We start from the raw sequence: 24,060 nt of genomic DNA on the forward strand, positions 1-24,060 counted from the left end.
TTTATGTAAAAGTGCTAGCTGCTTGTCGGACCGCTGAACACGACAATCACTATAATAATCCCGCTTATTATCATTAAAAAGTAGGCAACAATGGCTGTTATAATCTTAAAAACTCCAGGTTTCAGCTTGTAGCGGCTAAGATAAATTAATATTATAGATAAAAACATAAATCCCATAGAAGCAAGGGATATCCACATTTTCATTAAAGCCGGCGACATACAAATCAACTCCCTTTTCCGAAATGTATTATAACATACTAATTGAATAAATCTAAAAACTTTTCATTACGAAAAAATTAAACACAAAAAAACTGAGGCAAAGAAGGGGCAATTCTTTACCTCAGCCATTTGACTAAATAACCCAGCACCCTGTTCATTACACTAGTTTGCTTCGTTGCATTGTATGCAGGAACCTGCTGTCTCGCATCATCTAATGCCTATATTTTTCAATTAATAAACATTTCAGTCCTTTTTATTCCCGCTTTGATCTTCCAAAACGTTCGCAAGATCTTCCATCTCATGTGTTTTTCCTCTTGCCATCAGAAGATCAACAGCATCCTTCGCAATTACATTATTAAAAAGAACATCATACAGGACAGTAGTAATCGGCATTTTTACATCATATTTTTGAGCCAGCTGATGTGCTGCCTTTGTTGTCCTGACTCCCTCTACGACCATCCCCATATTATCAAGGACTTCCTGCAGATTATGGCCCTTTCCAAGAAGGTTGCCTGCTCGCCAATTGCGTGAATGGACAGAAGTGCATGTAACGATCAAATCACCGATTCCCGCTAAACCGGAGAAAGTAAGCGGGCTTGCCCCCATCTTCATACCGAGACGGGCAATTTCAGCAAGGCCTCTGGTTATCAGGGCTGCCTTTGCATTGTCTCCATAGCCTAAGCCATCTGTAATTCCAGCTGCAAGCGCAATAATATTTTTCAAAGCCCCGCCAATTTCCACTCCAATGATATCCGGGTTTGTATATACTCTGAAATTGTTATTGATAAACAAATCCTGGATTTTTTCGGCAGCAACCATATTTTTTGATGATACCGTAACAGTAGTTGGATGCCGCAGACTAACTTCTTCTGCATGGCTTGGGCCAGAGAGTACCACTACACTATCCAGAAGATTTCCAGGCATTTCTTCTTCAATCATTTCAGAAATCCGGAGAAGTGAATCAGGTTCAATGCCTTTACTTACGTGTACAATGGTTAGAGGCTCTTTTCTACTTCCCTTGATCTTGCCGACTACTTCACGAATTGCCTTTGTCGGTACTGCCAAAATCAAAGTGTCTGTTCCGGTTAAAGCCTCTTCAAGCGAGGTGTATCCCCTTATTTCTGCAGGCAGATGTATCCCTGATAAATATTTTTGATTAGTATGGTGCTTATTAATTTCTTCTATCTGATCAGGATTATGGCCCCACAGTCTGACGTCATGCCCATTATCCGCAAGCACCATCGCCAGGGCAGTACCCCAGCTGCCAGCACCTGCTACAGCTACACTTTCTTTTTTCCGCTCCATTTGATCACTGCCTTTCAATGTATTTGGATGCATCAAAAATTCATCCGATTCTGCCTGCCAGACAACATTAAAGCTTTCCGGCTGGCATCATCGCATTATTTTCTTTCCCTTGCAAATATCTTAATAGGTGTGCCTTCAAAACCAAAAGCGTCTCTAATTCTGTTTTCAAGGAAACGTTCATATGAAAAATGAAGAAGTTCAGGATCATTAACAAACACAACAAATGTCGGCGGCTTCACAGCAACCTGTGTTGTATAATAAATTCTTAGGCGTCTTCCTTTATCTGTAGGTGTTGGATTCATCGCAACAGCATCCATAACGACATCATTGAGGACGCTTGTTTCAACACGCAAAGCATGGTTTTCACTGGCTGTATTAATCATCGGGATAAGAGTATGAATACGCTTTTTCGTTTTAGCTGAAAGGAAAACAATTGGTGCATAATCAAGGAATTGAAAATGCTCACGGATATTTTGTTCAAATGCCTTCATTGTTCTCTCATCTTTTTCAACTGCATCCCACTTATTGACTACAATAACAACAGCTCTGCCTGCTTCATGAGCATAACCGGCAATGCGCTTGTCCTGCTCGATGATTCCTTCTTCCCCATCGATGACCACTAGGACAACATCGGAACGTTCGATTGCCCGCAAAGCTCTCAGTACACTGTATTTTTCTGTTGTTTCATAGACTTTCCCTTTTTTTCGCATTCCTGCAGTATCGATGATGACATATTCCTGTCCGTCAACCTTCACCTTCGAGTCGATAGCATCTCTTGTGGTGCCTGCGATATTGCTGACAATGACCCGTTCTTCACCAAGCATTGCGTTTACAAGGGAGGATTTCCCGACATTCGGGCGCCCAATTAAAGAAAACTTAATGACATCTTCTCCATATTCAGTTTGGCCATGTTTCGGGAAATGCTTGGCTGCTTCATCAAGCAAGTCTCCAAGACCAAGCCCATGAGAACCTGAAATAGGAAATGGTTCACCAAAGCCAAGTGCATAAAAGTCATAGACTAAATCCCGCATCTCAGGGTTATCGATCTTATTTACCCCAAGAACTACAGGCTTTTTGGCTTTATATAAAATTTTGGCAACTTCCTCGTCTGCAGAGGTAACACCCTCTCGCCCGTTTACAAGAAAAATGATGACATCCGCTTCATCAATCGCAATTTCTGCCTGAAGCCGAATTTGCTCTAAAAATGGCTCGTCTCCAATATCAATTCCGCCTGTGTCAATAATATTAAAATCATGAGTCAGCCATTCTGCCGAACTATAAATCCTGTCCCTTGTCACTCCCGGAATATCTTCGACAATGGATATCCGTTCTCCTACAATTCTGTTAAATATCGTTGATTTCCCAACGTTAGGACGCCCGACAATAGCCACCACTGGTTTTGCCATGAACATCACCCTTTCAATTCTTTATTTAAATTGTTTAAACATCCCATCTATGTTCCAGAAATGCCTTTACCTTGAGTAAGCATACAGATGGCTGTCCACAATAACACTACATTGATGTTAAAACCATCCAAACAGCTGTACATTTATAAAATAAACCCTTCTCAAAGATAGAAGGGTCTAACTTAGATATTTTAACAAAGAGAAACCTTCCTAGCAATGAAAAACTTGGAAGCTGGATTAATGCTTAACAATTACATATAGTTCATCTGTTAAAGCATGGGCAATACCGTCAAGAATAGCTTCGAGATTGGCTGCGATGATTTCCATTTCTTTTTTATCTTCACAATGAAATACGGCGGTTCCTGAGGGTATCTTGGCTGGATTTGTTGTAATTGCAGCCAGTATGAATTTTTCAAGCACCATACGCTAACTTCCTTTCCCATTCGTTTGCCGTTCAGTAGGCATCCTAATCGCGTTTTCGAGTGTCGGAACCGCTTCGATGATTTTTATGGCTTTATTGATATTCTTTTCCTGCGGCAATACAAAAACCCCCACACGCCCATCATCAAGGTCCCTTTTCGCAAGCGGAACAAGCGCAGGAGTTCCGGAATCCCGGTAAACACCCAAAGCAGTAGAAACATCATGCAATATAGCCTGTCTCTGCCCAAGATTCGCAATAGTGGAGCGGGCATTGAAATTTTTAGGTTTTAAAATAAATCCCATCCCATATCGCAGCACTTCCTCTTGTCTTTCAGGCAAACCTATATTCATGATATAAATATTGTCAACATACAAGCCCGCTCCATCAAATCGCGGCTCTACAAACTCAACTTCAACGATTTCCTTCAGCCTTCCCCCTGACATTAATTTCTTTGAAATAAGTACGGCCAGAATGGCTGCCGCAAGCCCTCCCCATATATTAAATAGCAGATAGCCAAGCGTACTTAATAAAGATGTAAAAATCACAAGATAATTTCTGCTTTCGAAGGCGATCGCCACGCCTTCTATATACGTTTTGCCTCTGGGAACCATTTCGTAGCTGTCCAGTTCAGTAAGCGTGTTTCTCTCCATGTTTCTGACTTCCCTAAACTGGGATGCAGCAAGGGTCAGGAAGGTAATGGCTGTGAATTCTTCCTCCATAATTGAAGGGATGGCCACCGTTCCCAGGCCAGCAGCAATGAATCCCAATGCAACGTGTATAATTTTTCCATGTAAGTATGTAGGGTATTGCCGGTAATCCGTCCTCAGCATATAAATACGGGTCAAAGTTCCGGCTGCCAGACCAAAAAGTATCGGGTACGTATATTCGCTCATGATAATTTTTGTTTCTCCCTTTCGAAATGTTTAAAGTTGGCTTCAATATATTTGACGGCCCATTGCACTGCAATCCATACGGCCGATATGGAAACAGAGATTGCCATGATATCCAGAAAGGCCAATGATCCAATAGTGTACGGAAAGGAAAATTGATTAAGTATGAGCGCATAAAGAACTTCTCCCTGGATGCTCCCGAGCAATATTAACGGCAGTCTGAGCATTCTGTTTTTTTGCAGGAGAACTGCCAAATAAACAAGAAGGACTGACAGCATCCAATTTCGTGAGAATATTACCCAAACCGGATCAAACAGTTCAAACAGATGAAATGTGACATATGCCATCATCAGGATGAAAGCACAAAAAAGGAAATAAAGTTTACTCAGTTTTTTTAATCTCCCAGCAAAAATATATAAAGATACAAGCAGAAAAAGGCCACCAATACCAGTTTCAACATTGAAGATTTTAAGTGTCCAGGGTGACAGCATAATGAAGAATAAAATCCAGGCAGATAATAGAAACCTGTATTTATTATTTCGATCCATAAAAAAAGTCGCCATAATCCAAACCATCCAGGAAATCCAATAGAAAATTAATCCTTCCATCCTCTACCTCCTATCATTTCCATTATGGCTTTTTCATATGTAAAATAACCCTGCAAGTTCAAAAGGATAATTCCTTTGGAATCAAAGCTATCTTTTTGCATAATTCTTTTGCACTCATTTCATCTTAATAACATGGAGGTGTTTAATATGGGTAAAGACAGACAGGAAAAAAAACTTAAAAATAGCGGAAAAGTGGAATCCGATCGCGACCAGGCACTTCATTATGCTGGAGCTGCCAAGATGCAGAGCCCCGAAGAAGCCAGATCTTTGAATGATTCAAAATACAGTTAAAAAGAAAAGTGCAAGCACTTTGCTCACAAAGGAACACAGACTAAAAACGCCACATTCTCTCAAAAGCTGGCGCATTTGATCGTGCGATGATTATGCTGACAAAGCCCTCCTTTCCTTGGGGGCACCAAGCACAAGATTAGCCCTGCAGGAAGGTGTTCTTTCCTTCTGGAATGGAATGGTTAGCTTTCGTCCGGAGCCGAAACCGGACAAACTTGTGACCTCGAGGGTGGAGGCGCTCCTCATAAAAGCTAATGCTTTTAATCGTGCTATGGTCATGCTGTCGAAGCGTTCCTTGTGGACCCAGACAGTTATCGATGTTCAAAAATCTAATATACACGCCTCTGAAAGCAAAAAATAGCTCTCGTCATTTGACGAGAGCTTTACTTTGGGATGATCCGCTGGGAATATGCCTTTGTATCAATGCCACGTTCATTCAGCCAATGATGGGTCCCTCCAGTTATGATAATTGGAGACTGCTGAAGCTGGGCGATGTTTGCTGCCCCCAAGGCCGTCATGAGCACTTTCAATTCGGTATGCATATTGTTAATCTCTTCAATGAGTGCTTCAAGTCCTTCTTTCATGAGCACTTTCAAAAAGTATCCCGCCATCCCTGCAGCTCCTGCACCAAGAGCAATTGCCTTAGCTATTTCATGGCTTGACTGGATCCCCCCAGAAGCTATGACAGCAATATCTTTTTCCAAAGATACAGCTTCTGCAATGGAAACTGCTGTCGGAATTCCCCACTCATTAAAAAACGTTAACAGTCTTTCTCTTCTTGCATTTTCTATGCGGGAGAAATTCGTTCCGCCAAATCCGCCGATATCGATTGCTGTAACACCGGCTGATGCAAGCATTGATACTGTTTCTTTATTCATGCCAAACCCCACTTCTTTTACAACTACTGGAACTTCTGAATGGGAGACGATATGTTCAATTCTTTTTAGGGCCCCCCGAAAATCACGGTCACCTTCAGGCATGGTCAATTCCTGGACTACATTTAAGTGAATTTGCAAAGCATCTGCTTCTATCATATCAACCGCTGCTTTTGCCTGATCGATTGTAGCTTCGCTGCCTAAGTTGCCAATAATAATTCCATAGGGGTTTTCTCTCCTGACAACCCTGTAGGATTCTGCTTCACTTGGATCCTTCAGTGCAGACATTTGAGACCCTACTGCCATAGCAAGGCCTGTTGATCTGGCAGCCAGGGCGAGATCCCGGTTAATTTGAACCGTTCTTTCTCCTCCGCCTCCTGTCATGGCATTTATAAAAATTGGCGAACTTAATGAAAGTTCGCCAATTGAAGTGCCTAAATCAGCCTGATCAAGAAACGCATCAGGAAGACTTTGATGAATAAATGCAATATCCTCTAAACCGGTATTGCTGTTTTGGCCCGTTGCCAAAGCATGCTGGATATGATCCCATTTACGTTTTGATCTAGACAAAATTTATCACCATTACTTTTTTAAATTCTTTAGCTGGTCGCCTATCATATCACCAAGAGAGAAGCCTTTATTTTCTTCAGGAAGTTCATAGTCAGTCACTTCTTCCTGTTCTTTTTCAAGAAGATCTTTGATGCTCAATGACAGGCGCTGGTCCTGTTCGTTCACATCAAGAACCTTTACTTTTATTTCCTGTCCTTCGCTCAATACTTCGTGAGGAGTTCCAATATGCTTATGCGCAATTTGAGAAATATGGACAAGGCCTTCCACTCCTGGGAAAACTTCAACAAATGCTCCATATGACACCAGTCTTTTTACTGTTCCTTCAAGAGTGCTTCCTTTAGGAGCCTTTTCACTGATATTATCCCATGGCCCTGGCAAAGTCTCCTTAATGGAAAGTGAAATGCGTTCATTATCCCGGTCTACACTTAATACTTTCACTTTCACTTTTTGGCCTTCTTCCACAACATCTGAAGGCTTCTCTACATGCTCATAAGAAAGCTGGGAAATATGAACAAGACCATCGATCCCGCCAATATCAACAAATGCTCCAAAGTCAGTAATTCTTTGAACTGTTCCATCTAAAACCTGACCTGCCTGAAGGGATTCAAGCACTTGGTGTTTCTGTTTTCCTTTTTCTTCCTCTATTACAGCGCGGTGAGAAAGAATCAGGCGATTTTTATCTTTATCAAGCTCTACAATTTTAAATGTCATCGTTTTGCCTTTATAATCAGTAAAGTCCTCAACAAAGTGAGCTTCAACCAGGGAAGCAGGAACAAATCCGCGCACACCCAAGTCTACTACTAAGCCGCCTTTAACAACATCTTTTATTTCTGCTTCAAAAACTTCACCATCATTGAATTTCTTTTCAAGGGTTTCCCAGGATTTCCCGGCATCCACTTTTCGTTTAGAAAGAATAAGGGCTTCTTCCTCCACTTTTAAAACTTCAAGCTCGAGCTCATCTCCTTCTGAAACCGCATCGCTTGCTTTTTCAATATGAAGGCTTGAAAGCTCGCTGATTGGGATAATCCCATCCAATTTGCTGTCAGCAAGGTCAACAATGACTTGCTTTTCTTCCACTTTGGTAACTTGGCCTTTTACCTTGTCACCCACCTCAAAATTTTTAACTTCTACTTGATTCATTTCCTCTGACATATGTATTCCTCCTTAATCCAATGGCTGCTTTCAAATTTTTAATCTGTATTCAACTGCCTGCCATCCAGGCAAGAACCCTGTGTCAGCAGCAGAAATACTCGAATGGCTATTTATTTTGCAGGCTATTTTTCAACTGTTGTTGAATGTCTCTTTCTGCCCTCATAAGAAAAGCGTAAACGCCTTGCCCACCCCCGACAAGAACAAGACTTGTGACCTCGAAGGGTTAGGCTGCTTGCGCTAGACAATTCTTGAAGTTCAAAGTAAAGGACAGCCTTATTTTTCGAATATTTTCGCCTTTTTAAAAAATGCCTTTTTACTAACTTCTTACAAAAGAAGTTTTTTGTCAAGCAAGAAGGTCTATGAATAATCTTCTATTAATTTACGTATTTCTGACATAATCAATTCAGTGGTTTCCTCTGCCGAGGCCTTTCTTTCCCTTAGCTCTTTCATATCAATTGGTTTACCATATACAACTTTTAATCTTGAAAAAGCTTTATAGGGGCCAATAATGGCGCAGGGAACGACATTCGCTTCTGACCTGAGAGCAAAAAAACCTGCACCTGCCAGTCCTTTCCCCAGCTGCCCCGTTTTACTTCTAGTACCCTCTGGAAACAGCCCTAAAACCTTTCCTTCTTTTAATATTCCAAGCCCTTTTCTCAATGCCTCTCTGTCACTCATTCCTCTCTTGACAGGAAATGCGTTGAGATCGGGAAGAATTTTCCCTAGAACCGGTACATTAAAAAGCTCTTCCTTGGCCATAAAATAAACTGGCCTTGGAGCATTAATGCCGACCACCGGAGGATCGAGATTATCTATATGATTGGAGCATAAAAGGACGCCCCCTTCAGCAGGAAAGTTCTCCTTCCCAATTACTTCAAATCTGTATATGGGTTTTAGAACTCCATAGACTGCTGCTTTAGCAAAAGAATAGAGATTCACTTTGAACCAATCCTTTCAATAGCCAGATCCATTATCTTATCGACTACCTGACCAATTGACAAAGAAGTTGTATCAATCTCCTTTGCATCATCTGCTTTCTTTAAGGGAGCTACTTCGCGCTCAGAGTCCAGCTTGTCCCTTAAGGAAATTTCTTCCTTCAGTTTTTCAAGATCAGATGGATATCCCTTCTGGATATTTTCGTTATGTCGCCTTACAGCTCTTTCATCGACAGAGGCTAAAAGAAAAATCTTTACTTCTGCATGGGGCAGGACATGGGTTCCGATATCCCGGCCATCCATTACAACTCCTCCATTTAAAGCAAAGCTTTGCTGGCGCAATACCATTTCTTCTCTAACTAGCTTATGCATGGAGACTATAGAAACAGAATTTGTCACTTCAGAAGTCCTGATTTCATTTGTCACATCCAGCCCGTCCAGATAAATTAATTGCCCTTTTTCGCCTGGCTGCAGTTCAATAACTGTATTGTTTAGAATCTCCATAAGAGAAGCTTCATCTTCAAGACTTGCATTCTTCTGAATAGCTTTATAAGTCAAGGCGCGATACATGGCACCAGTATCAATATATATGTAAGATAATTTTTCTGCCACAATCTTTGCTACTGTACTTTTCCCTGCAGCAGCTGGGCCGTCAATTGCAATTGATATACGTTTGCTCATAGTTCCTCCTGTACCCCTGGCCGCTTCTTTCCCAGGTTCATTCAGCTTTATTTTAACATAATAAGTCTGCATCAGTGCATAATTAAGCTGTTTTTTAAGTCTTGCAAATATTAAAAAATAGCCCCTGAAAGGCTTATAAATGATCGATTTTCCCGACTGCCGGGACAAAAAATAAGCAGGCGCCTGCCTGCTAATAATTTTCCCTGAACGTTTCAAGCAGCTCAGTGAAATTCTGATCTGTAACACCCTCATACTGAGTCAGCTGCTTTAATTCCGGAAAAGCATCCATATGATGAAAGAAAAATTGAGTGAACAGCAAGAAAACAAATTGCACAATAATTAACTTTAGAATAATCCTCTCCACCGTTTTCATCAATGCCATCTCTCCAACTGGTAAAATAAGAATAAGCCAATAGACTTCACCATCTATTATGAGAGATGAATATAAAAAATATTCCTTTATTTATATTTCCAGGCCTTTTTTCTTCATTGCCAGTTGCCTATCGAAACAAAATCGCAGGAGCAATTGTCTATCCTGGGGGCTTACCTCCAAAAACTGAACAGAAATAAGCGATTTTCCATTTTGAGGTTCAGAAACTCTGATTACCTTACTTTTAAGCCGTAAATAATAATTGTCGCCGTTTTGCATAGTTAATACGAAATAAGTGAGTATTTGCATATTCGCTATTAAAGAGCTGCCTGTTTGTGCGATGATTGCAGCCCCGCCAGCACTAATATCATCCGTAACGGATACAAAAGGACTAAACTCATTACTTTCCGGGTGGATAGCAACATCAACGGGTGTTTCAACCCGGACAAACTGACGCCGCTGAATTTTTACCAAATGTTCGTCCCCCGGATATGATAAAACAATCATCGGGATCTTCAACTTAACTCTTCCCATAACCTCGCTTTCGAAAAGATATACCGTCCCATCTTCAGCCAAAAAGGTTGCCTTCAGCTGAGTCCCATCGAGCAGGAAAGCAGTTTTATTTGTTTCCTGTACTATCGGATAATCAATATATAGATTATTTCCTTCTCTTTCAACAAGCTTGCATTTATATTTCTCGGATTTTTCCGAGTATGTTAATTCGAGCAGCACTGTCTCTCCAATATTTATCACACTGACACACTTCCCTTATTAAAAGGATAAACTTGTCATTTAATTATGACCGGTATAAAAGATTCCCGCAATAGCATTTTTAAAAAACTTAGGCAAAAAGACCCAAGTGCTTCCTAAAGCAAAAAAAGAAAGCCTATACGGCTTTCTCTACAGTACATCTTCAAATACTGGCTCAGCATTTTTTAGCTTTTCTACTTTTTCTTCTTGTCCTGTTTCTGCGTTTATATAGATTCTGTAGGTATCTTCACCCAATGTGCCTAGAATTTCATAACAGGAAACTTCCTGTTTTAAATCATTAATGATGATTGCCCGTCTGTCTTCCATGACTTTAAGCTGTGGATTCACCTTGGCTCTCGCCTCTTCTGCAGTAATTGCAGGCTCAGGAATTTCTCTCTGGTGATGAGCTTTTAAATAATCCTCAGCAGAAAAGGCTGCCATACTGCCATTATCAAGCGCAACTTTCACACGAATGGAGTCCGGATAAATTCTTACGCCATCCTGATTGGATACGAAGGTAAATACGCCTAAATTGTCATACTGAGCACTCTCGAATAAATCAAGGTCCTTGAAGCCATTTTCTTTCAGAAATTTAATCGCATTATTGCTTGCTTCATTAAGGCTTACTTTTTGTTTCGCCACTTCCCGATCCAGTATGAACCAGATAGGATACCCGCCTTTCTTAGTGATATCCATGTTTGCTTCTTCTTTTGTTTTCTTATTTTGAATACTGACACTATAGAACCCGTAATCAGATCCTTTGCCGTTTTCAGTCACTCTTATATTTACATTTTTCCCCAACTTTGCATATTGCTGACCTATTCGTGCAGCTTCTTCTTCTGTTATTTCTTTACCTTTAAGATATTTGTAATTTTCATCCTTCCTCTGCATATTTACAAATGCCGGTCCAAAGTCTGTCTCTCCATAGCCTTCAACCGTTTTTTCCACTGTCTTAAATCCATCTATGATTGTATTATCTGCAGCTTCCCCATTGGAAGCGAGCGCCATTTCTACATCCATCCACCGTAAGTTCTTTTCAAGCACCATATGCTGAACTTTGCGCAAATCCTGCTGAACATCAGCCGACTGTTTATAGAGCTGCTTTAGCGCTTGATATTCTTTATCCGATAAAGGTTCCTTCTCCAAATCCCTTACTGCTGTCCGATAACTGAAATCTCCAATATTGGATAGAAACTCTTCTGTTTTATTGAAAGGAAGAAGTGAGAGAGGCAGCTGGCCAACATCTGAGTGGGCTTCTGAAGTCAATCTCCACACTTCTGCCAATTCAGGTGATAGTGAAGCTCTCGAATTCATTGCTAAGGTTGTTCCGATTTTGTCATGCAATAGGTCAATTTGGTAAGTTAAATCATGAAATGCCCTTTGATAATTATTTTCGGCATTAATTAGGATTGCATTTTTCTCCCGGTGTTCCTGATAACCCCAAAACGCTGTACCGGCAACACCCAGTGCAAGTACGCCTATGAGAATTCCTCTAAGCATGATCATTCACCCCTCTATTTACAGAATATATGTTTTCCAATCTGCTTGATTTGCGGCCGTGTCCAAATCCATCCGCTTGTTGCTGTATCCGGGTTAAAGTAATACAGTGCCTCGCCTGTTGGATCCCATCCATTAATGGCATCAAGGACGGCCTTTTTTGCAGTTTCATTCGGCGTTAACCATATCTGTCCATCGGCCACGGCGGTAAAAGCACGCGGCTCAAAAATAACGCCAGATACAGTGTTCGGAAATGATGCACTTTCTACACGGTTTAAGATAACTGCGGCAACTGCCACCTGGCCTGTATACGGCTCTCCTCTTGATTCTCCATAAACCGCATTGGCCATTAACTGGATATCATTATCTGAGAATCCGTTAGGCACATTTGCAGCAGTCGGCTGTTTAGGAGCTTCCTGCTGCTGTGCCGTTCCCCCGGAAGATCCACCTTGCTGAGGCTTAGTCTGCTTTTCAGTGTCCACCCCGCCGTAATGGGTAAATTTATTGCCCTTATTAATTTGTTCTTTCACATACTGTTCATTATACTTGGATGCTTTTACGAGCTTATTTTTTGTTTCCTGGCCAGCAAGCCCATCTATCGGAAGGCCGAATTCATATTGAAAATTCCTGAGTGCCCAATAGGTTCCCCACCCAAAAACTCCATCGATTTTCCCATTGTAGAATCCTAAATACTGCAGGCGGGACTGAAGCTCGATTACATCATTTCCCACTGCTCCGTGCTGGATAACCTGGTTCGAAAAGGCATTAGCTTTGTCCATATTCCCGCTAAAAGGAATTCCTAGAATACAAAGGGAGATTATGAGTAAAACCTTTCCTGCCAAAAAATTCTTTTTCATGGATTTTAACCTCCAAAAGTCAATCTTTTTTCATTGACCCTATTTTTTGTAGTCCTTGGCTTTTTATTCAATAACTTGAGTCTTTTTACTTTTGGTTTATTTTCGGCAAAATAAAAAACCCTCCATCAAGAATGGAGAGTTTTCTGTAAATCAAATTGATTATTCATGTGGTTTAGACTATGTGCCCTTGCTTTTTTGACTTTTCTTAAGCCCAGCCACCAAAGGAAGATCATAAATGGGAACATGATAAAAATCCAATGTTTTAAGGAGATCAGGATATAGTCGTAAATACCGTGAAGGAGAAAAGGTATAAAGAGCGAAAAGGCTATCCATTTTTTTGTCGAGGTTGCCGAGAATTTTCCTTTTCCTATATAATAGCCCATGATAACACCAAAGAGAGCATGACTGGAAACCGGAAGCAAGGCCCTTCCAAGAGCGTGTTCCACACCGAGTGCGACGAGATAGAAGATATTTTCTGCAGTGGCAAAGCCAAGTGATACAGAAGCACCATACACAATTCCATCATATGGTTCATCAAATGTTATATGCTGATAAATAGTATAAAATAATATAAACCATTTAAAGAATTCTTCCAGCAGACTTGATGACAGAAATGCATCCATCAAACTAGACTGCAGCACCCCTTCAGTCTCTAAAACATACTGGATGAACATGATAGGGAATACGAGCAAAGCACCAAACAAAAAAGTTTTAAAAACCATTGATATGGGTTCAGACTCATATTGATCTTTTAAATAAAAATAGCTTAATAATGCCAACCCCGGCGCGATGCCAGCGGATAATATTCCCAGCATGAGCTGCCCTCTTTTCAATCTGTTTTCTTAATCGTATCATGATATAGAAAGAATTAAAATGATTATTCAAATATTGGAAAACAAAATATTTCACATCATATTTTGAGTCAAAGCTAGAATTGGGGGATTAACATGGAGAAAAAAAAGATACTTGTTATACACACTGGAGGCACCATTTCAATGAGTGAGGATGCAGCAACTGGTGCTGTAAAGCCAACAGATAATAATCCATTAACTGAAAAAACAAAGGAACTGCTTTCCCTTGCAGAATTACTGGTTGAAGAGCCTTTTCATCTCCCTTCACCGCATATAACACCTAGAGAAATGCTTAAATTGAAGGAAATCATTGAAAAAAACCTGGCAAAAGAAAAAATTAGCGGCGTAGTCATTACCCATGGAACAGATACATTAGAAGAGACAGCCTATTTCTTGGATCTGACTGTTAAAACATCTCTTCCCATCGTTGTTACTGGTGCAATGAGATCAAGTAATGAAATCGGCTCTGACGGACTTTACAACCTAATTTCCTCCATTCGCGTGGCTTCATGTGAAGAAGCAAAAAACAAAGGGGTTCTGGTTGTTCTAAATGATGAAATTCATACTGCGGAAAATGTGACAAAGACACACACAAGCAATGTATCTACTTTCCAAAGCCCGCAGTATGGACCAATCGGAATAGTCACAAAGAGAGGTGTATTATTCCACAACACGCCCACAAATAGAGAATATTATCCTTTAAATGCTATTGTTAAAAAAGTCACACTTATTAAAGCATTTGCCGGAATGGATTCTTCTTTGCTTTATGCGATAGGTGATTTAGATTTTGACGGAGTTGTGATTGAAGCACTTGGACAAGGCAATTTGCCTCCAGCCACAATTGAAGGCATTAAGGCTCTTACAGAAAAGAACATTCCGATTGTATTGGTTTCCCGATGTTTCAATGGAATTGCACAAGATGTGTATGGCTATGACGGAGGCGGAAAGCATCTAAAGGACATGGGTGTTATTTTCTCAAATGGACTAAACGGGCAAAAAGCAAGAATTAAACTGCTTATCGGACTGGAAACCCAGCAAAATATCGAAGAGATTTTCCAAATATAAATTGGCAATAACAAAGGCTAATCACTTGTGATCAGCCTTTGTTATTGCCTTTTTCAATTATAGCTTTTGCTATTTGTCCGCCATGGAATCTGCCATTTTCAATAAAAATTTCGTTGGCATTATTCCCGGCAGCTATTACACCCGCAATAAATATTCCAGGGACATTCGTTTCCATCGTTTCAGGATTAAATTGAGGGCGGCCCGTTTCTTCATTTATTTGAATTCCCATACCCCTTAAAAATTCATGGTCAGGATGGTAGCCGGTCATGGCAAATACAAAGTCGTTCTCAATGTCAAAATGCTGGCCACCTGCCATGTAGGTCAGCTTATTTTCACTGATTTCTTTCACATGTGCATTAAATTCCATTTTGATGACGCCGTTTCTGACTAAGGACTCAAACTCAGGGAGAATCCATGGCTTTATGCTGGGTGAATATTCTGTTCCGCGATAGATCACCGTAACTCTGGCTCCTGCTTTAACCAGTTCGATCGCAGCATCGACGCTTGAGTTTTTCCCGCCAATTACCGTTACGTCTTTATCAAAATAAGGATGGGCTTCTTTGAAATAGTGAAACACCTTTGGCAGATCCTCCCCTGGAACTCCCATGTAATTTGGATGGTCGTAATAGCCTGTAGCAATTACTACGTAATTGGCGGTATAAATGCCCTTATCTGTTTGTACTTCAAATACATCAGATGGATTTTTAATTACTTTGAGAACTTTTTCAAAGGCATTTACCTTGATCCCTTTTCTTTTTACAACTTCCCGGTAATAAGTTAGTGCCTGGTTTCTCTTAGGCTTATAATTTTCTGTTATAAAGGGTACCCCGCCGATTTCGAGCTTTTCGCTCGTGCTGAAGAAGGTTTGGTGTGTTGGATAGTGGTAAATTGCGTTTACAATATTGCCTTTTTCGATAACAAGCGGGTTTCTCCCAGCTTCCTGAAGGGCTATGGCAGCTGCCAATCCGCATGGTCCTCCGCCAACAATAATAGCGTCTATATTCAAGATTCTCACTCCTTAATCAATACCCATGAAAAAAGTTTCATGTTGCTGTTTTTCTTACAAATAATTGTTTTAGCCTATAATATGCGCGTTCAAATCAGCATGGGGCACTTGCTTTCCGCGCGGAGAGATGAGAGCCTCCTCGCTTCCGCCTGCGGGGTCTCTCACTTCCCTAACCTCCTGCAGGATACTGAATAAGCGTCCTAGAAATAACCCCCCACGAAGGAAATGCGGATGAATTCCGTGGATAAAGTGCCCACAGCGAAGATCAACTCAACAGGTAAACTTAGTTTGAAGATAAAAAGCAACAACCTTTACTGAAAACAACTGAAAAATCTCCCATCAGTTTATGATAGGAGATTTTTTATGATTATTCAAATGTCTTACTTTCACCAATGGGATTTATAATTAAATCCATCCGCGGAATCTTGAAGCTTCCGCCATTTTTCTCACACCAACCATATAAGCAGCCAGGCGCATATCCACACGGCGGGTTTGGGACGTCTGATAAATATTATCAAATGACTTAACCATTACCTTCTCAAGCTTTTCTTCTACTTCTTCTTCGGTCCAGTAATATCCCTGGTTATTTTGCACCCATTCGAAGTATGAAACCGTTACTCCTCCAGCCGAGGCCAGCACGTCAGGCACAAGCAGAATTCCGCGCTCGGAAATAATTCGTGTTGCTTCCAAAGTAGTTGGGCCGTTAGCCGCCTCCACTACAATGCTCGCTCTTATATTATGTGCATTTTCTTCTGTTATCTGATTTTCGATGGCCGCAGGAACCAGAATATCGCAATCAAGTTCAAGCAGCTCTTTATTTGTAATTGTATCATTAAACAACTTTGTCACAGTGCCAAAGCTATCACGGCGATCCAAGAGGTAATCGATATCAAGACCGTCTGGATCATATAAACCGCCATAAGCATCTGAAATGCCAACAACCTTTGCACCAGCATCATGCATAAACTTTGAGAGGAAACTTCCAGCATTACCGAATCCCTGAACAACTACTCTTGCACCTTCCAGATTAATGCCTTTTTTCTTTGCAGCTTCGCGTATGCAAATTGTAACCCCTTTAGCTGTTGCTGATTCCCGTCCATGTGAACCGCCTAGTACAAGTGGTTTACCTGTAATGAAGCCTGGAGAGTTAAATTCATCAATCCGGCTGTATTCATCCATCATCCATGCCATGATCTGCGAATTGGTAAATACATCAGGTGCAGGAATATCCTTAGTCGGTCCCACAATTTGACTGATTGCCCGTACATAACCGCGGCTTAGCCGCTCTAACTCACCGAAGGACATATCGCGAGGGTCGCAAACGATTCCGCCTTTACCTCCGCCATATGGAAGATCCACAATTCCGCATTTTAAGCTCATCCAGATTGACAGTGCCTTTACTTCCTTTTCAGTTACATTCGGGTGAAAACGAATACCGCCTTTAGTAGGACCAACAGCATCATTATGCTGGGCCCGGTAGCCAGTAAAGACTTTTACTGTTCCGTCATCCATCCGTACAGGGATTTTCACTGTCATCATGCGAATTGGCTCTTTTAGAAGCTCATAGACCTCATCAGAATATCCCAGCTTCCCTAAAGCCTTATGTATGACAGTTTGAGTCGACCTTAAGACGTCCAATTTTTCAGCTTTATTTGAATCAGTACCTTTCTCGGCTACCATTTGTAAACCTCCTAGAAAAATCACTTTCATTAGTTGTCCGCTTCCATGGATTAGTATACACCTTTGCCTAATTTATGCAAGAAGAATAATGTACTTTTCCTCATTTTTTAATATTTTCATGAAACCGCTCTCAGCCCTGGTATTAAAGGGAATTTTCTGTTTACTCCTAGTACCCGTTTTCCCGTTTTAACCTAAAGGAAACATCCATTTCCCTCTTTACTGTTTAGTTAAAAACTTTTCCATTTTTATGCTATTATTGCATTTGATTGACTATACTTGTTTTACCCAATTTTTATATAGTTCATGACCATTTAATCCAAAATCACTGTATTTCGCTGTAATCATCCTCCCTGATAATCTGTGCGGGGAAGATTGCCTATGTTCAAAAAAAAGAAAGAGGATTTCCCTCTTTTCAGCCTTATGAAAAGTATTTTACCAGCTCCTTTACTGCTTGGGACTCGATAAGTACTTTCCCATATTCCTGAATAACATGTATGCTGGTAAAGGCTGAATCACCGTACTCAGCTAGTATGGCAATTACTCTATGAACGTTTTCTGCCGCTATATCAGTAACATGATAATAATACTTCTCTTTATAAGAATAAAGGCTTCCTTCCTCAATCTGTACACGATTCAGCTCTGCAGCCATTTGAATTACATCTTCAAAATCCTGGAACTCGAATAATATATCTTCACTGCCCTCAACAGTTACTTGCATTTCAATAAAACCATCCTCAAGGAGCTCTTCATCATCCATCTGCTCCTCCATTGTAACGATCATAACCATTCCCTGAGACTGCATGGAGAATATCTCCACAGCAACTGAACCTTGAATATCTACACCAAATTCTTCACTTGCCTCTTCCAGCATCTCATGAAAAAGCTGATGCCATTTAAGTGAATCCTTCCAGACATCTTCCTTAGTCAGTCCTCTATCATTTAAATCATCTAATGTGAGAAAGATTTTGATTTTATTATAATTCAAACGTTCTAAGCGCATAATAAGCCCCCTGACCTGAACCAACTCTTTGATTTAGTGTATGAAACATTGCGCAGTTTGTGAGTCGTCTTATTTTGTATGGCTAAAAAGAAAAGACCCGGCAATTTACCGCCAGATCTTATCTTATTGGAGCCGTTTTCTAATCCATTCTTCCCATTCATTTGTGGAACTGCCGGGAATTAACTGTTCATACTTCGTTTTTTCTTCATTACTGAGGGTATCAATCCCGAATCCCCCAATGCCTACATGCAAATTCCCATAAGTCTCTGCAAGGCTCTCTGACAGTTTTAGGGTTTCTGGTACGTTGGACTTCATCGTACAGGATAAGAATATAAACTTTGGTTTAACTATCTCAATCACAGTTTCGATATCTTCTTCAGCGATGCTTGTCCCAAGGTAAACGACTTCAAATCCTCTTCTGCGCAAAAATAAAGTAAAAATTAATAGCCCTAATTCGTGAGCTTCACCTGGTCCGCAGACTGCTATCACCTTTGGCAGAACTCCGTTATGCGGAAAAGAATGCAGAATCATCCCAATTCTGGATCTTAATATAGATGAGGCAAAATGCTCATGTGCACTTGTTATTTTCCCCTCTTCCCATTGATGCCCGATTTTTACAAGAAGTGAACCTAATATATCAATAAGAACTTTATCTATTGTATAAAAACTGAAAGCCTGATTAATTAAATCATGTGCTTTTGTTTCATTAAACTGAAGGAGAGCTTCAAGCAGCTCATTGGCGAGGGCACCAGACCGATCACCTTCCTTATCCATCTGAAGCGGCTCGGCATTCAGTTCCTTATTTTCCAGAAGGGAAACAGCCTGACTTATGGAAAAACCCTGATCCACTTTCCTGATCAGCCATTTTAACACTTTGATATGTTCCTCTGTATAAAGCCTATGGCCAGATTCATTTCTCTTTGGAGCAACAATTTGATACCGTCTCTCCCATGCTCTTAACGTTCCTGGCTGAATGCCGAGCATCTTAGATACAGCCTTAATATTATACTTTCCTTCTTCAGTTGCCATACCCAGCCCTCCATTCATTACTAATTATAAAAACCGCCGGTAGAACTGTAAAATCTGGGTGTGTTTTATTTTCAGCCCTTATTAATTGTAATGAAATGAGTTTCCGGCTTTGCCCCCAGCCTCAATGGCACACCGGTCGTACCATAGCCGTTGCTGATCAGAATAGTTGTTTGCGGCAGCACTTTTATCCGGCCCTTCTCATAAGGACCAAACCCGAAAATGCGAATTTGCCCGCCATGTGTGTGTCCACTTAACACCAGGTGAATATTTTGTTCTTTTGTTATACTGTTAATGATTCTTGGATCATGGCTGACCAGCACCTGAAACCCCCCTGAGCCTGCATCCTTAAGTGCAAGGTCGAGCCGATCCCTATCCTTGCTTAGATCATCTGTTCCCATCAAAATAAAACGTTCTCCTTCATTTGATTCAAAGGAAAGGGCAGTATTATCTAGAATTTTTACTCCGCATTCGAGAAGCAGAGCATCGAGCTCGTGGTAATCCGCTTCATAGTCATTATTCCCCCAAACGAAATAGACGGGCCCGCATTCCTTTAATCCCAAAAGGTTCTTCTTTACTCTTTCAAAAGGGACTCCTTTTTCCAAGAGATCGCCGCCGATGATGACCAGATCAGGCTTCTTTTCTTTAACCTCCCCGATTATCGATTCTGACACCGTCCTCTTATGAATATCCGAAATAAAAAAAAGCTTTACTTCACCGAAGCTTTCCGGAAACTCAGGAAAAGAAAGCTCTTTATATATAATTCTATCTGCAAATGCCTCACTAAACATATACATTAGTAAACACGCACCGCCAATTATGGCCAAAGCTATTAGGTATATCATAAATCCTCCTGCCATCAATCGCCTTCGATCAGTCTTCGGCAAGATTGATTTTCTTGAAATCTAAAGAAATAATACCATAAATTACTGAAAAACAGAAAAGGGCAAATGCTTCCCATGGCGAAAGGACTGACAAAACAAAAAAGCCTCCAATTAGCAATAAACTCAGCACAGGCCCAAATAAAGCATCCATATGTTTTAATGACCTCATATTTTTTAAAAGCCTGGCAGTCCACTCGATAATACTTCTGATGATCTCTGCGTTGGCTATAAAAGCGATAAGGAAAAAAATCATTCCCATGACGAAGCCCGCCGGCTCCAGTACAAAAATGACAATCATATCCGAGATGCCCATTGGAATAGACACCGGAAAAAATTTAATAAATAATATGCCGCTAATAAAGCCTGTAAATAGCTTCAGCAAAATAAAAAACAAAATAAATCCCTCCCATACAAAGTGTATGAGAAGGATTTATTTTGTTGACTATATTTACTCTAGTCCTCAGTTATGTCCAAAACACGGAAACCGGATTTTTCAAGCCGGCTGATGAACTTATCCATATTATTATTTTTTTCAACCTTCATCACGATGCGGCGGACCAGCTTGTCTGTTTCATCAAAGGTAACAAGGGAAATGATGTGTTCATGGAAATAATGGGCGATTTCGGCTAAACGTGCAATTCGCCCTTCCGCTTCTACCGAAGTAAACGCAATCCTGACACCGGATTTATTGGTTCCGAAGGCCGATTGGAATTGAGCGAGAACATCAAAGCGTGTAACAATGCCCAGAAATTTTCGATTATCGCCCAAAACTGCAAGTAAAGGGAAATCCTTTAAATCCAGAAGCGTTTTTTCAAAAATCTCATTTCCTTTTAAATATTGCTCCTGATGTGTGGCAATATCCTTGACCAGTGTTCCTTCCAGGAAACCCTCCTTTGAATTACCTGACAAAAAGAAGTTCTCATATATTCCATATCTCGTAATTATGCCGGCATATTGTTCGCCATCCAATACAGGAAGCCCGTCAATCTGATGGTCCTCCAGCAGAGCCAGAGCTTCTTTCAATGGTGCATCCTGTCCGATTGTATAACAGGTATGTTTGGGGATCATGATACTTTTCACAAACATTGCCATCACCTCAGAGTAATATTAATTAAACCTAACATTTAATTTCGCCATCACCTCAACTTTCCCTTCTTTTTATTAGAGTAAACAATCATAAAAACACTGCACTTTTCATAAGTTTCAATGACGCATAAAAAGGAGGGATTATGATGAATACACTCCGTAAAACCTGGCACCCTTATGTAAGCCCATTTGACCCTTGCACTCCTATAAAGGTCAAAACTTATTCCACTCCTCCAAATCTATATATGGGATTTCAGCCGCCAGGGCTTGAACAATTTACGCCAATGGAGGCTTTAAGAGCAGGAACGCTTTGGAAGGCTTTCTATGATCCATGGTACAGTCCCTATGAAAAAGCCAGGGAGGGACAATAGCCATGAAACAATTGCCGGCAGATTACTATCAGCTTCTTGAACAGCTCCAGGCTGTGGATTTTGTCCTTGTTGAACTGACTCTATACCTTGACACTCATAACAATGATTCTGAAGCCATTAAGCAATTCAATCACTATGCAAAGGAACGAAAAAAACTGAGAAATGCCATTGAGAGCAAGTATGGTCCATTAATGCAATTTGGACACAGCTATTCCGGCCAGCCTTGGAATTGGGATGATGCACCGTGGCCTTGGCAAGTATAAATTTTTTCCCGGCGCCTTCTTATATGAAGGCGCTAAATAGGAATATATCTGGATATTTGAAAGGAGCTGAGAAAGAATGTGGGTTTATGAAAAGAAGCTGCAATATCCGGTAAGGGTAAGCACATGCAACCCCAAACTGGCAAAGTTTCTAATTGAACAATATGGGGGGGCTGACGGAGAACTTGCTGCTGCCCTAAGATATTTGAACCAGCGTTATTCTATACCTGATAAGGTCATCGGGCTACTTACAGATATTGGAACAGAGGAGTTTGCCCACCTGGAAATGATCGCAACAATGGTATACAAATTAACGAAGGACGCTACGCCTGATCAAATGAAAGCCGCTGGTCTCGGTGATCATTATGCTGACCATGATAACGCACTGTTTTACCATAATGCTGCAGGTGTTCCTTGGACAGCTACTTATATCCAGGCAAAGGGAGACCCAATTGCAGATTTATACGAAGATATCGCAGCAGAAGAGAAAGCCAGAGCAACCTATCAGTGGATCATTAATATGAGTGATGACACGGATTTAAATGACGGACTCCGGTTTTTAAGAGAACGAGAGATTGTTCATTCACAGCGCTTTAGAGAAGCCGTGGAAATTCTTAAGGAAGAACGGGATAAGAAGAAATTCTTTTAAAAGGTACTTAACAAAAAAGAAGCAGGCAAGCTGCTTCTTTTTCCATTAACTGCACTGTCATTTATTCTCATGATAAAGATTTATATCATAATTTTTTTTCATCATTTCGAAAACAGTATGGCGGTTTTTCCATTCATCTTCTTTTTTCCAAAGGTCTTTGCTCTTATCTATTATTTCACACCTTAGAGCATGATATTCTTTTTCTGCTTTTTCTCTTTTTTCCCTCAGAAGGTTCATAAGCCCATATAGGCCAACAGAAAAAACGAGCAAATAGAAATTAGCTGACTGATTGACAAAAGCCGAAAACATGGAAGCAAACGAGTAAGAGTAAGGCTGCATAACACTTTTATAAATATATAAAAAGAATAAAAAAGAAATAAAAACAGTTGCCCACATGGCAAGTAAATGCCAGGACTTGAATCGATCAAATTTTTGCTTTCTCTCTACCACTTTCTCAAGCATTTTTCTGGTAGCCTGATCTGTACGTTCGTCAAGCATTCTAATTGGCGATTCCAATACTCTCCCTCCCTTTCTCAATAATGTATGAGCCTGTCCATTATTATATGACTAAGAAAGAGAGGCCGCTGCCTTACCTGTTTCCGCTCCTTCTATTGCTCAAGCGGAATCTTTAATACCTGGCCCGTTTGTATTTCATTCGACGGCAAATTGTTGGCTTGCTTTATTTTTTCAATTCCCGACTGGGATTTATAATAGGTCATGGCAATTCTAAAAATTGTTTCCTTTGGTTTGACCGTATGGTAAACAACTTTGCCTTCCGTTTTTAATTCTTCCTGTTCCTGTTTCCCGGCAGTTTTGGAAGAGTCTGTACTTTCAGGTGCTGTTTGCTGGGCTTGCTTTTTGGAATTGGATTCAGATCCTTTATCTTCTTTATCAGTCGTTTGAGAGGCCTCTTTTTCCTGCTGGACTTTGGCATCTTCTTTTACTTGAACGCCCTCAGCTTTTTCAGCTTTTTCAGGTTTCTCAGGTTCCTGGGATTCCGGCTCTTCTCTTACTTCTATGGTTGTCCCTTCCCCTTCATCATTTGTGGCAAAAACGACCGTTTCAGAACCGGTTTCTTCATTTTCTGCATTTAACCCGGCATTAATGCTTTTATCACTACTTACATATTGATATATACTGAAAATGGTGATGGGCAAAAGGATAAAAAATAAAGCAAGCAGGCGAATAACTGGGTATTTAACCTTCCATTTACTCTTTTTCCTTTTTTCCTGGTGAACACGGCTCCGTGGCGGCAAAGCGGATTTTTGCCCGCTATATTCCGCTTCCTGTTTTCGGTCAATCTTCTTACGGAGTCTTTCAGCTTGATCTCTATAAGGGTCTTCTTTATTCATGTTTCAT

The 24,060-nt window shown here is 40.6% G+C and carries 29 protein-coding genes; 5 read left to right on the top strand and 24 right to left on the bottom strand.

All coding sequences use genetic code 11. The annotated features are described in order from the left end of the window. Positions 1-14: 14 nt before the first annotated feature. From A361_RS19505 to A361_RS19530, 6 genes are all read right to left on the bottom strand, one after another. Positions 15-218 (bottom strand): DUF2768 domain-containing protein, encoded by a 204-nt coding sequence (locus tag A361_RS19505; protein ID WP_019380380.1) that lies wholly within the window; start codon positions 216-218, stop codon positions 15-17. Positions 219-461: 243 nt separating this feature from the next. Beyond that, positions 462-1,523, bottom strand: a complete 1,062-nt coding sequence (locus A361_RS19510) for an NAD(P)H-dependent glycerol-3-phosphate dehydrogenase (protein WP_026041599.1) — start codon at positions 1,521-1,523, stop codon at positions 462-464. 95 nt (positions 1,524-1,618) lie between these two features. Then, complete coding sequence (der, locus tag A361_RS19515; protein WP_009332760.1) at positions 1,619-2,929, bottom strand: ribosome biogenesis GTPase Der; 1,311 nt, start codon at positions 2,927-2,929, stop codon at positions 1,619-1,621. A gap of 237 nt (positions 2,930-3,166) precedes the next feature. Continuing rightward, on the bottom strand, positions 3,167-3,352 hold the full coding sequence (locus tag A361_RS19520) for a capping complex subunit for YIEGIA (RefSeq protein ID WP_009332761.1): 186 nt from the start codon (positions 3,350-3,352) through the stop codon (positions 3,167-3,169). Between the two features lie 3 nt (positions 3,353-3,355). Continuing rightward, positions 3,356-4,243, bottom strand: a complete 888-nt coding sequence (locus tag A361_RS19525; protein ID WP_009332762.1) for a YIEGIA family protein — start codon at positions 4,241-4,243, stop codon at positions 3,356-3,358. Then, positions 4,240-4,848, bottom strand: a complete 609-nt coding sequence (locus tag A361_RS19530; RefSeq protein ID WP_009332763.1) for a hypothetical protein — start codon at positions 4,846-4,848, stop codon at positions 4,240-4,242. Before A361_RS19530 ends, A361_RS19525 begins: the two co-directional genes overlap by 4 nt. 147 nt (positions 4,849-4,995) lie before the next feature. On the opposite strand from A361_RS19530, the gene A361_RS29150 reads away from it, so the two are divergent. After that, on the top strand, positions 4,996-5,139 hold the full coding sequence (locus A361_RS29150; protein ID WP_009332764.1) for a YpzI family protein: 144 nt from the start codon (positions 4,996-4,998) through the stop codon (positions 5,137-5,139). A gap of 380 nt (positions 5,140-5,519) precedes the next feature. Here the strand turns inward: A361_RS29150 and fni are convergent, their stop codons facing one another. From fni to prsW, 9 genes are all read right to left on the bottom strand, one after another. After that, complete coding sequence (gene fni / locus A361_RS19540; RefSeq protein ID WP_009332765.1) at positions 5,520-6,581, bottom strand: type 2 isopentenyl-diphosphate Delta-isomerase; 1,062 nt, start codon at positions 6,579-6,581, stop codon at positions 5,520-5,522. Between the two features lie 12 nt (positions 6,582-6,593). Further along, positions 6,594-7,733: a 30S ribosomal protein S1 gene (gene rpsA, locus A361_RS19545; protein ID WP_009332766.1), complete on the bottom strand. Its 1,140-nt coding sequence runs from the start codon at positions 7,731-7,733 to the stop codon at positions 6,594-6,596. A 357-nt stretch (positions 7,734-8,090) separates the two neighbouring features. Further along, positions 8,091-8,672, bottom strand: a complete 582-nt coding sequence (locus A361_RS19550; RefSeq protein WP_009332767.1) for a lysophospholipid acyltransferase family protein — start codon at positions 8,670-8,672, stop codon at positions 8,091-8,093. After that, entirely contained in the window at positions 8,669-9,349 is a 681-nt protein-coding gene (gene cmk, locus A361_RS19555; protein ID WP_026041598.1) for a (d)CMP kinase, read from the bottom strand. The genes A361_RS19550 and cmk overlap by 4 nt, the downstream gene beginning before the upstream one ends. Positions 9,350-9,539: 190 nt before the next feature. Then, positions 9,540-9,722 carry a YpfB family protein gene (locus tag A361_RS19560; RefSeq protein ID WP_009332769.1) on the bottom strand — a complete coding sequence of 61 codons (183 nt, stop codon included), beginning with the start codon at positions 9,720-9,722 and terminating at the stop codon, positions 9,540-9,542. A 90-nt stretch (positions 9,723-9,812) separates the two neighbouring features. Next, the gene (locus A361_RS19565; protein ID WP_009332770.1) at positions 9,813-10,472 is read right to left on the bottom strand and encodes a flagellar brake protein; all 660 of its coding nucleotides are present in this window, start codon (positions 10,470-10,472) and stop codon (positions 9,813-9,815) included. Between the two features lie 147 nt (positions 10,473-10,619). After that, positions 10,620-11,969 (bottom strand): germination protein YpeB, encoded by a 1,350-nt coding sequence (gene ypeB / locus A361_RS19570; protein ID WP_009332771.1) that lies wholly within the window; start codon positions 11,967-11,969, stop codon positions 10,620-10,622. Positions 11,970-11,983: 14 nt separating this feature from the next. Beyond that, positions 11,984-12,823 (bottom strand): spore cortex-lytic enzyme, encoded by an 840-nt coding sequence (gene sleB / locus A361_RS19575; RefSeq protein ID WP_009332772.1) that lies wholly within the window; start codon positions 12,821-12,823, stop codon positions 11,984-11,986. A gap of 125 nt (positions 12,824-12,948) precedes the next feature. Continuing rightward, positions 12,949-13,638, bottom strand: coding sequence for a glutamic-type intramembrane protease PrsW (gene prsW / locus A361_RS19580; RefSeq protein WP_009332773.1), 690 nt, complete (start codon positions 13,636-13,638; stop codon positions 12,949-12,951). A 132-nt stretch (positions 13,639-13,770) separates the two neighbouring features. Between prsW and A361_RS19585 the strand changes: the two genes are divergently transcribed. Beyond that, on the top strand, positions 13,771-14,739 hold the full coding sequence (locus A361_RS19585) for an asparaginase (RefSeq protein ID WP_019380375.1): 969 nt from the start codon (positions 13,771-13,773) through the stop codon (positions 14,737-14,739). Positions 14,740-14,770: 31 nt separating this feature from the next. Here the strand turns inward: A361_RS19585 and A361_RS19590 are convergent, their stop codons facing one another. From A361_RS19590 to A361_RS19620, 7 genes are all read right to left on the bottom strand, one after another. Further along, on the bottom strand, positions 14,771-15,745 hold the full coding sequence (locus A361_RS19590; protein WP_009332775.1) for a YpdA family putative bacillithiol disulfide reductase: 975 nt from the start codon (positions 15,743-15,745) through the stop codon (positions 14,771-14,773). Between the two features lie 405 nt (positions 15,746-16,150). Continuing rightward, complete coding sequence (locus A361_RS19595) at positions 16,151-17,425, bottom strand: Glu/Leu/Phe/Val family dehydrogenase (RefSeq protein WP_019380373.1); 1,275 nt, start codon at positions 17,423-17,425, stop codon at positions 16,151-16,153. A 418-nt stretch (positions 17,426-17,843) separates the two neighbouring features. After that, the gene (locus A361_RS19600; RefSeq protein ID WP_009332777.1) at positions 17,844-18,425 is read right to left on the bottom strand and encodes a genetic competence negative regulator; all 582 of its coding nucleotides are present in this window, start codon (positions 18,423-18,425) and stop codon (positions 17,844-17,846) included. Between the two features lie 123 nt (positions 18,426-18,548). Continuing rightward, positions 18,549-19,454 (bottom strand): MerR family transcriptional regulator, encoded by a 906-nt coding sequence (locus tag A361_RS19605; protein ID WP_009332778.1) that lies wholly within the window; start codon positions 19,452-19,454, stop codon positions 18,549-18,551. 71 nt (positions 19,455-19,525) lie between these two features. Next, entirely contained in the window at positions 19,526-20,296 is a 771-nt protein-coding gene (locus tag A361_RS19610; RefSeq protein WP_009332779.1) for a metallophosphoesterase, read from the bottom strand. Between the two features lie 28 nt (positions 20,297-20,324). Further along, complete coding sequence (locus A361_RS19615) at positions 20,325-20,729, bottom strand: hypothetical protein (RefSeq protein WP_009332780.1); 405 nt, start codon at positions 20,727-20,729, stop codon at positions 20,325-20,327. Positions 20,730-20,788: 59 nt separating this feature from the next. Further along, the gene (locus A361_RS19620; protein WP_019380372.1) at positions 20,789-21,421 is read right to left on the bottom strand and encodes a CBS domain-containing protein; all 633 of its coding nucleotides are present in this window, start codon (positions 21,419-21,421) and stop codon (positions 20,789-20,791) included. 146 nt (positions 21,422-21,567) lie between these two features. Between A361_RS19620 and A361_RS19625 the strand changes: the two genes are divergently transcribed. The 3 genes from A361_RS19625 (at position 21,568) to A361_RS19635 (ending at position 22,701) form a co-directional block, all read left to right on the top strand. Next, positions 21,568-21,792, top strand: a complete 225-nt coding sequence (locus A361_RS19625) for a spore coat associated protein CotJA (RefSeq protein WP_019380371.1) — start codon at positions 21,568-21,570, stop codon at positions 21,790-21,792. A 2-nt stretch (positions 21,793-21,794) separates the two neighbouring features. Then, positions 21,795-22,055: a spore coat protein CotJB gene (locus A361_RS19630; RefSeq protein WP_009332783.1), complete on the top strand. Its 261-nt coding sequence runs from the start codon at positions 21,795-21,797 to the stop codon at positions 22,053-22,055. A gap of 76 nt (positions 22,056-22,131) precedes the next feature. Beyond that, entirely contained in the window at positions 22,132-22,701 is a 570-nt protein-coding gene (locus tag A361_RS19635) for a manganese catalase family protein (protein WP_009332784.1), read from the top strand. A 57-nt stretch (positions 22,702-22,758) separates the two neighbouring features. Here the strand turns inward: A361_RS19635 and A361_RS19640 are convergent, their stop codons facing one another. After that, entirely contained in the window at positions 22,759-23,217 is a 459-nt protein-coding gene (locus A361_RS19640) for a YpbF family protein (protein ID WP_019380370.1), read from the bottom strand. A 92-nt stretch (positions 23,218-23,309) separates the two neighbouring features. Continuing rightward, positions 23,310-24,053 (bottom strand): LysM peptidoglycan-binding domain-containing protein, encoded by a 744-nt coding sequence (locus A361_RS19645; protein ID WP_019380369.1) that lies wholly within the window; start codon positions 24,051-24,053, stop codon positions 23,310-23,312. Positions 24,054-24,060 lie beyond the last annotated feature (7 nt).

The organism is Cytobacillus oceanisediminis 2691 (assembly GCF_000294775.2).
Classification (GTDB): Bacteria; Bacillota; Bacilli; order Bacillales; family Cytobacillaceae; genus Cytobacillus; species Cytobacillus pseudoceanisediminis.

Bases quoted from the DNA above. Each gene is read 5' to 3' on its own strand.
- A361_RS19525 (WP_009332762.1), bottom strand. From the start codon at position 4,243: ATGAGCGAATATACGTACCCGATACTTTTTGGTCTGGCAGCCGGAACT.
- A361_RS19645 (WP_019380369.1), bottom strand. From the start codon at position 24,053: ATGAATAAAGAAGACCCTTATAGAGATCAAGCTGAAAGACTCCGTAAG.
- cmk (WP_026041598.1), bottom strand. From the start codon at position 9,349: ATGAGCAAACGTATATCAATTGCAATTGACGGCCCAGCTGCTGCAGGG.
- A361_RS19530 (WP_009332763.1), bottom strand. From the start codon at position 4,848: ATGGAAGGATTAATTTTCTATTGGATTTCCTGGATGGTTTGGATTATG.
- A361_RS19610 (WP_009332779.1), bottom strand. From the start codon at position 20,296: ATGATATACCTAATAGCTTTGGCCATAATTGGCGGTGCGTGTTTACTA.
- A361_RS19625 (WP_019380371.1), top strand. From the start codon at position 21,568: ATGAATACACTCCGTAAAACCTGGCACCCTTATGTAAGCCCATTTGAC.
- rpsA (WP_009332766.1), bottom strand. From the start codon at position 7,733: ATGTCAGAGGAAATGAATCAAGTAGAAGTTAAAAATTTTGAGGTGGGT.
- A361_RS19600 (WP_009332777.1), bottom strand. From the start codon at position 18,425: ATGCGCTTAGAACGTTTGAATTATAATAAAATCAAAATCTTTCTCACA.
- A361_RS19560 (WP_009332769.1), bottom strand. From the start codon at position 9,722: ATGAAAACGGTGGAGAGGATTATTCTAAAGTTAATTATTGTGCAATTT.
- A361_RS19505 (WP_019380380.1), bottom strand. From the start codon at position 218: ATGTCGCCGGCTTTAATGAAAATGTGGATATCCCTTGCTTCTATGGGA.
- A361_RS19585 (WP_019380375.1), top strand. From the start codon at position 13,771: ATGGAGAAAAAAAAGATACTTGTTATACACACTGGAGGCACCATTTCA.
- prsW (WP_009332773.1), bottom strand. From the start codon at position 13,638: ATGCTGGGAATATTATCCGCTGGCATCGCGCCGGGGTTGGCATTATTA.
- A361_RS29150 (WP_009332764.1), top strand. From the start codon at position 4,996: ATGGGTAAAGACAGACAGGAAAAAAAACTTAAAAATAGCGGAAAAGTG.
- A361_RS19510 (WP_026041599.1), bottom strand. From the start codon at position 1,523: ATGGAGCGGAAAAAAGAAAGTGTAGCTGTAGCAGGTGCTGGCAGCTGG.
- der (WP_009332760.1), bottom strand. From the start codon at position 2,929: ATGGCAAAACCAGTGGTGGCTATTGTCGGGCGTCCTAACGTTGGGAAA.
- sleB (WP_009332772.1), bottom strand. From the start codon at position 12,823: ATGAAAAAGAATTTTTTGGCAGGAAAGGTTTTACTCATAATCTCCCTT.
- A361_RS19520 (WP_009332761.1), bottom strand. From the start codon at position 3,352: ATGGTGCTTGAAAAATTCATACTGGCTGCAATTACAACAAATCCAGCC.
- A361_RS19620 (WP_019380372.1), bottom strand. From the start codon at position 21,421: ATGTTTGTGAAAAGTATCATGATCCCCAAACATACCTGTTATACAATC.
- A361_RS19605 (WP_009332778.1), bottom strand. From the start codon at position 19,454: ATGGCAACTGAAGAAGGAAAGTATAATATTAAGGCTGTATCTAAGATG.
- A361_RS19630 (WP_009332783.1), top strand. From the start codon at position 21,795: ATGAAACAATTGCCGGCAGATTACTATCAGCTTCTTGAACAGCTCCAG.
- A361_RS19635 (WP_009332784.1), top strand. From the start codon at position 22,132: ATGTGGGTTTATGAAAAGAAGCTGCAATATCCGGTAAGGGTAAGCACA.
- ypeB (WP_009332771.1), bottom strand. From the start codon at position 11,969: ATGCTTAGAGGAATTCTCATAGGCGTACTTGCACTGGGTGTTGCCGGT.
- A361_RS19595 (WP_019380373.1), bottom strand. From the start codon at position 17,425: ATGGTAGCCGAGAAAGGTACTGATTCAAATAAAGCTGAAAAATTGGAC.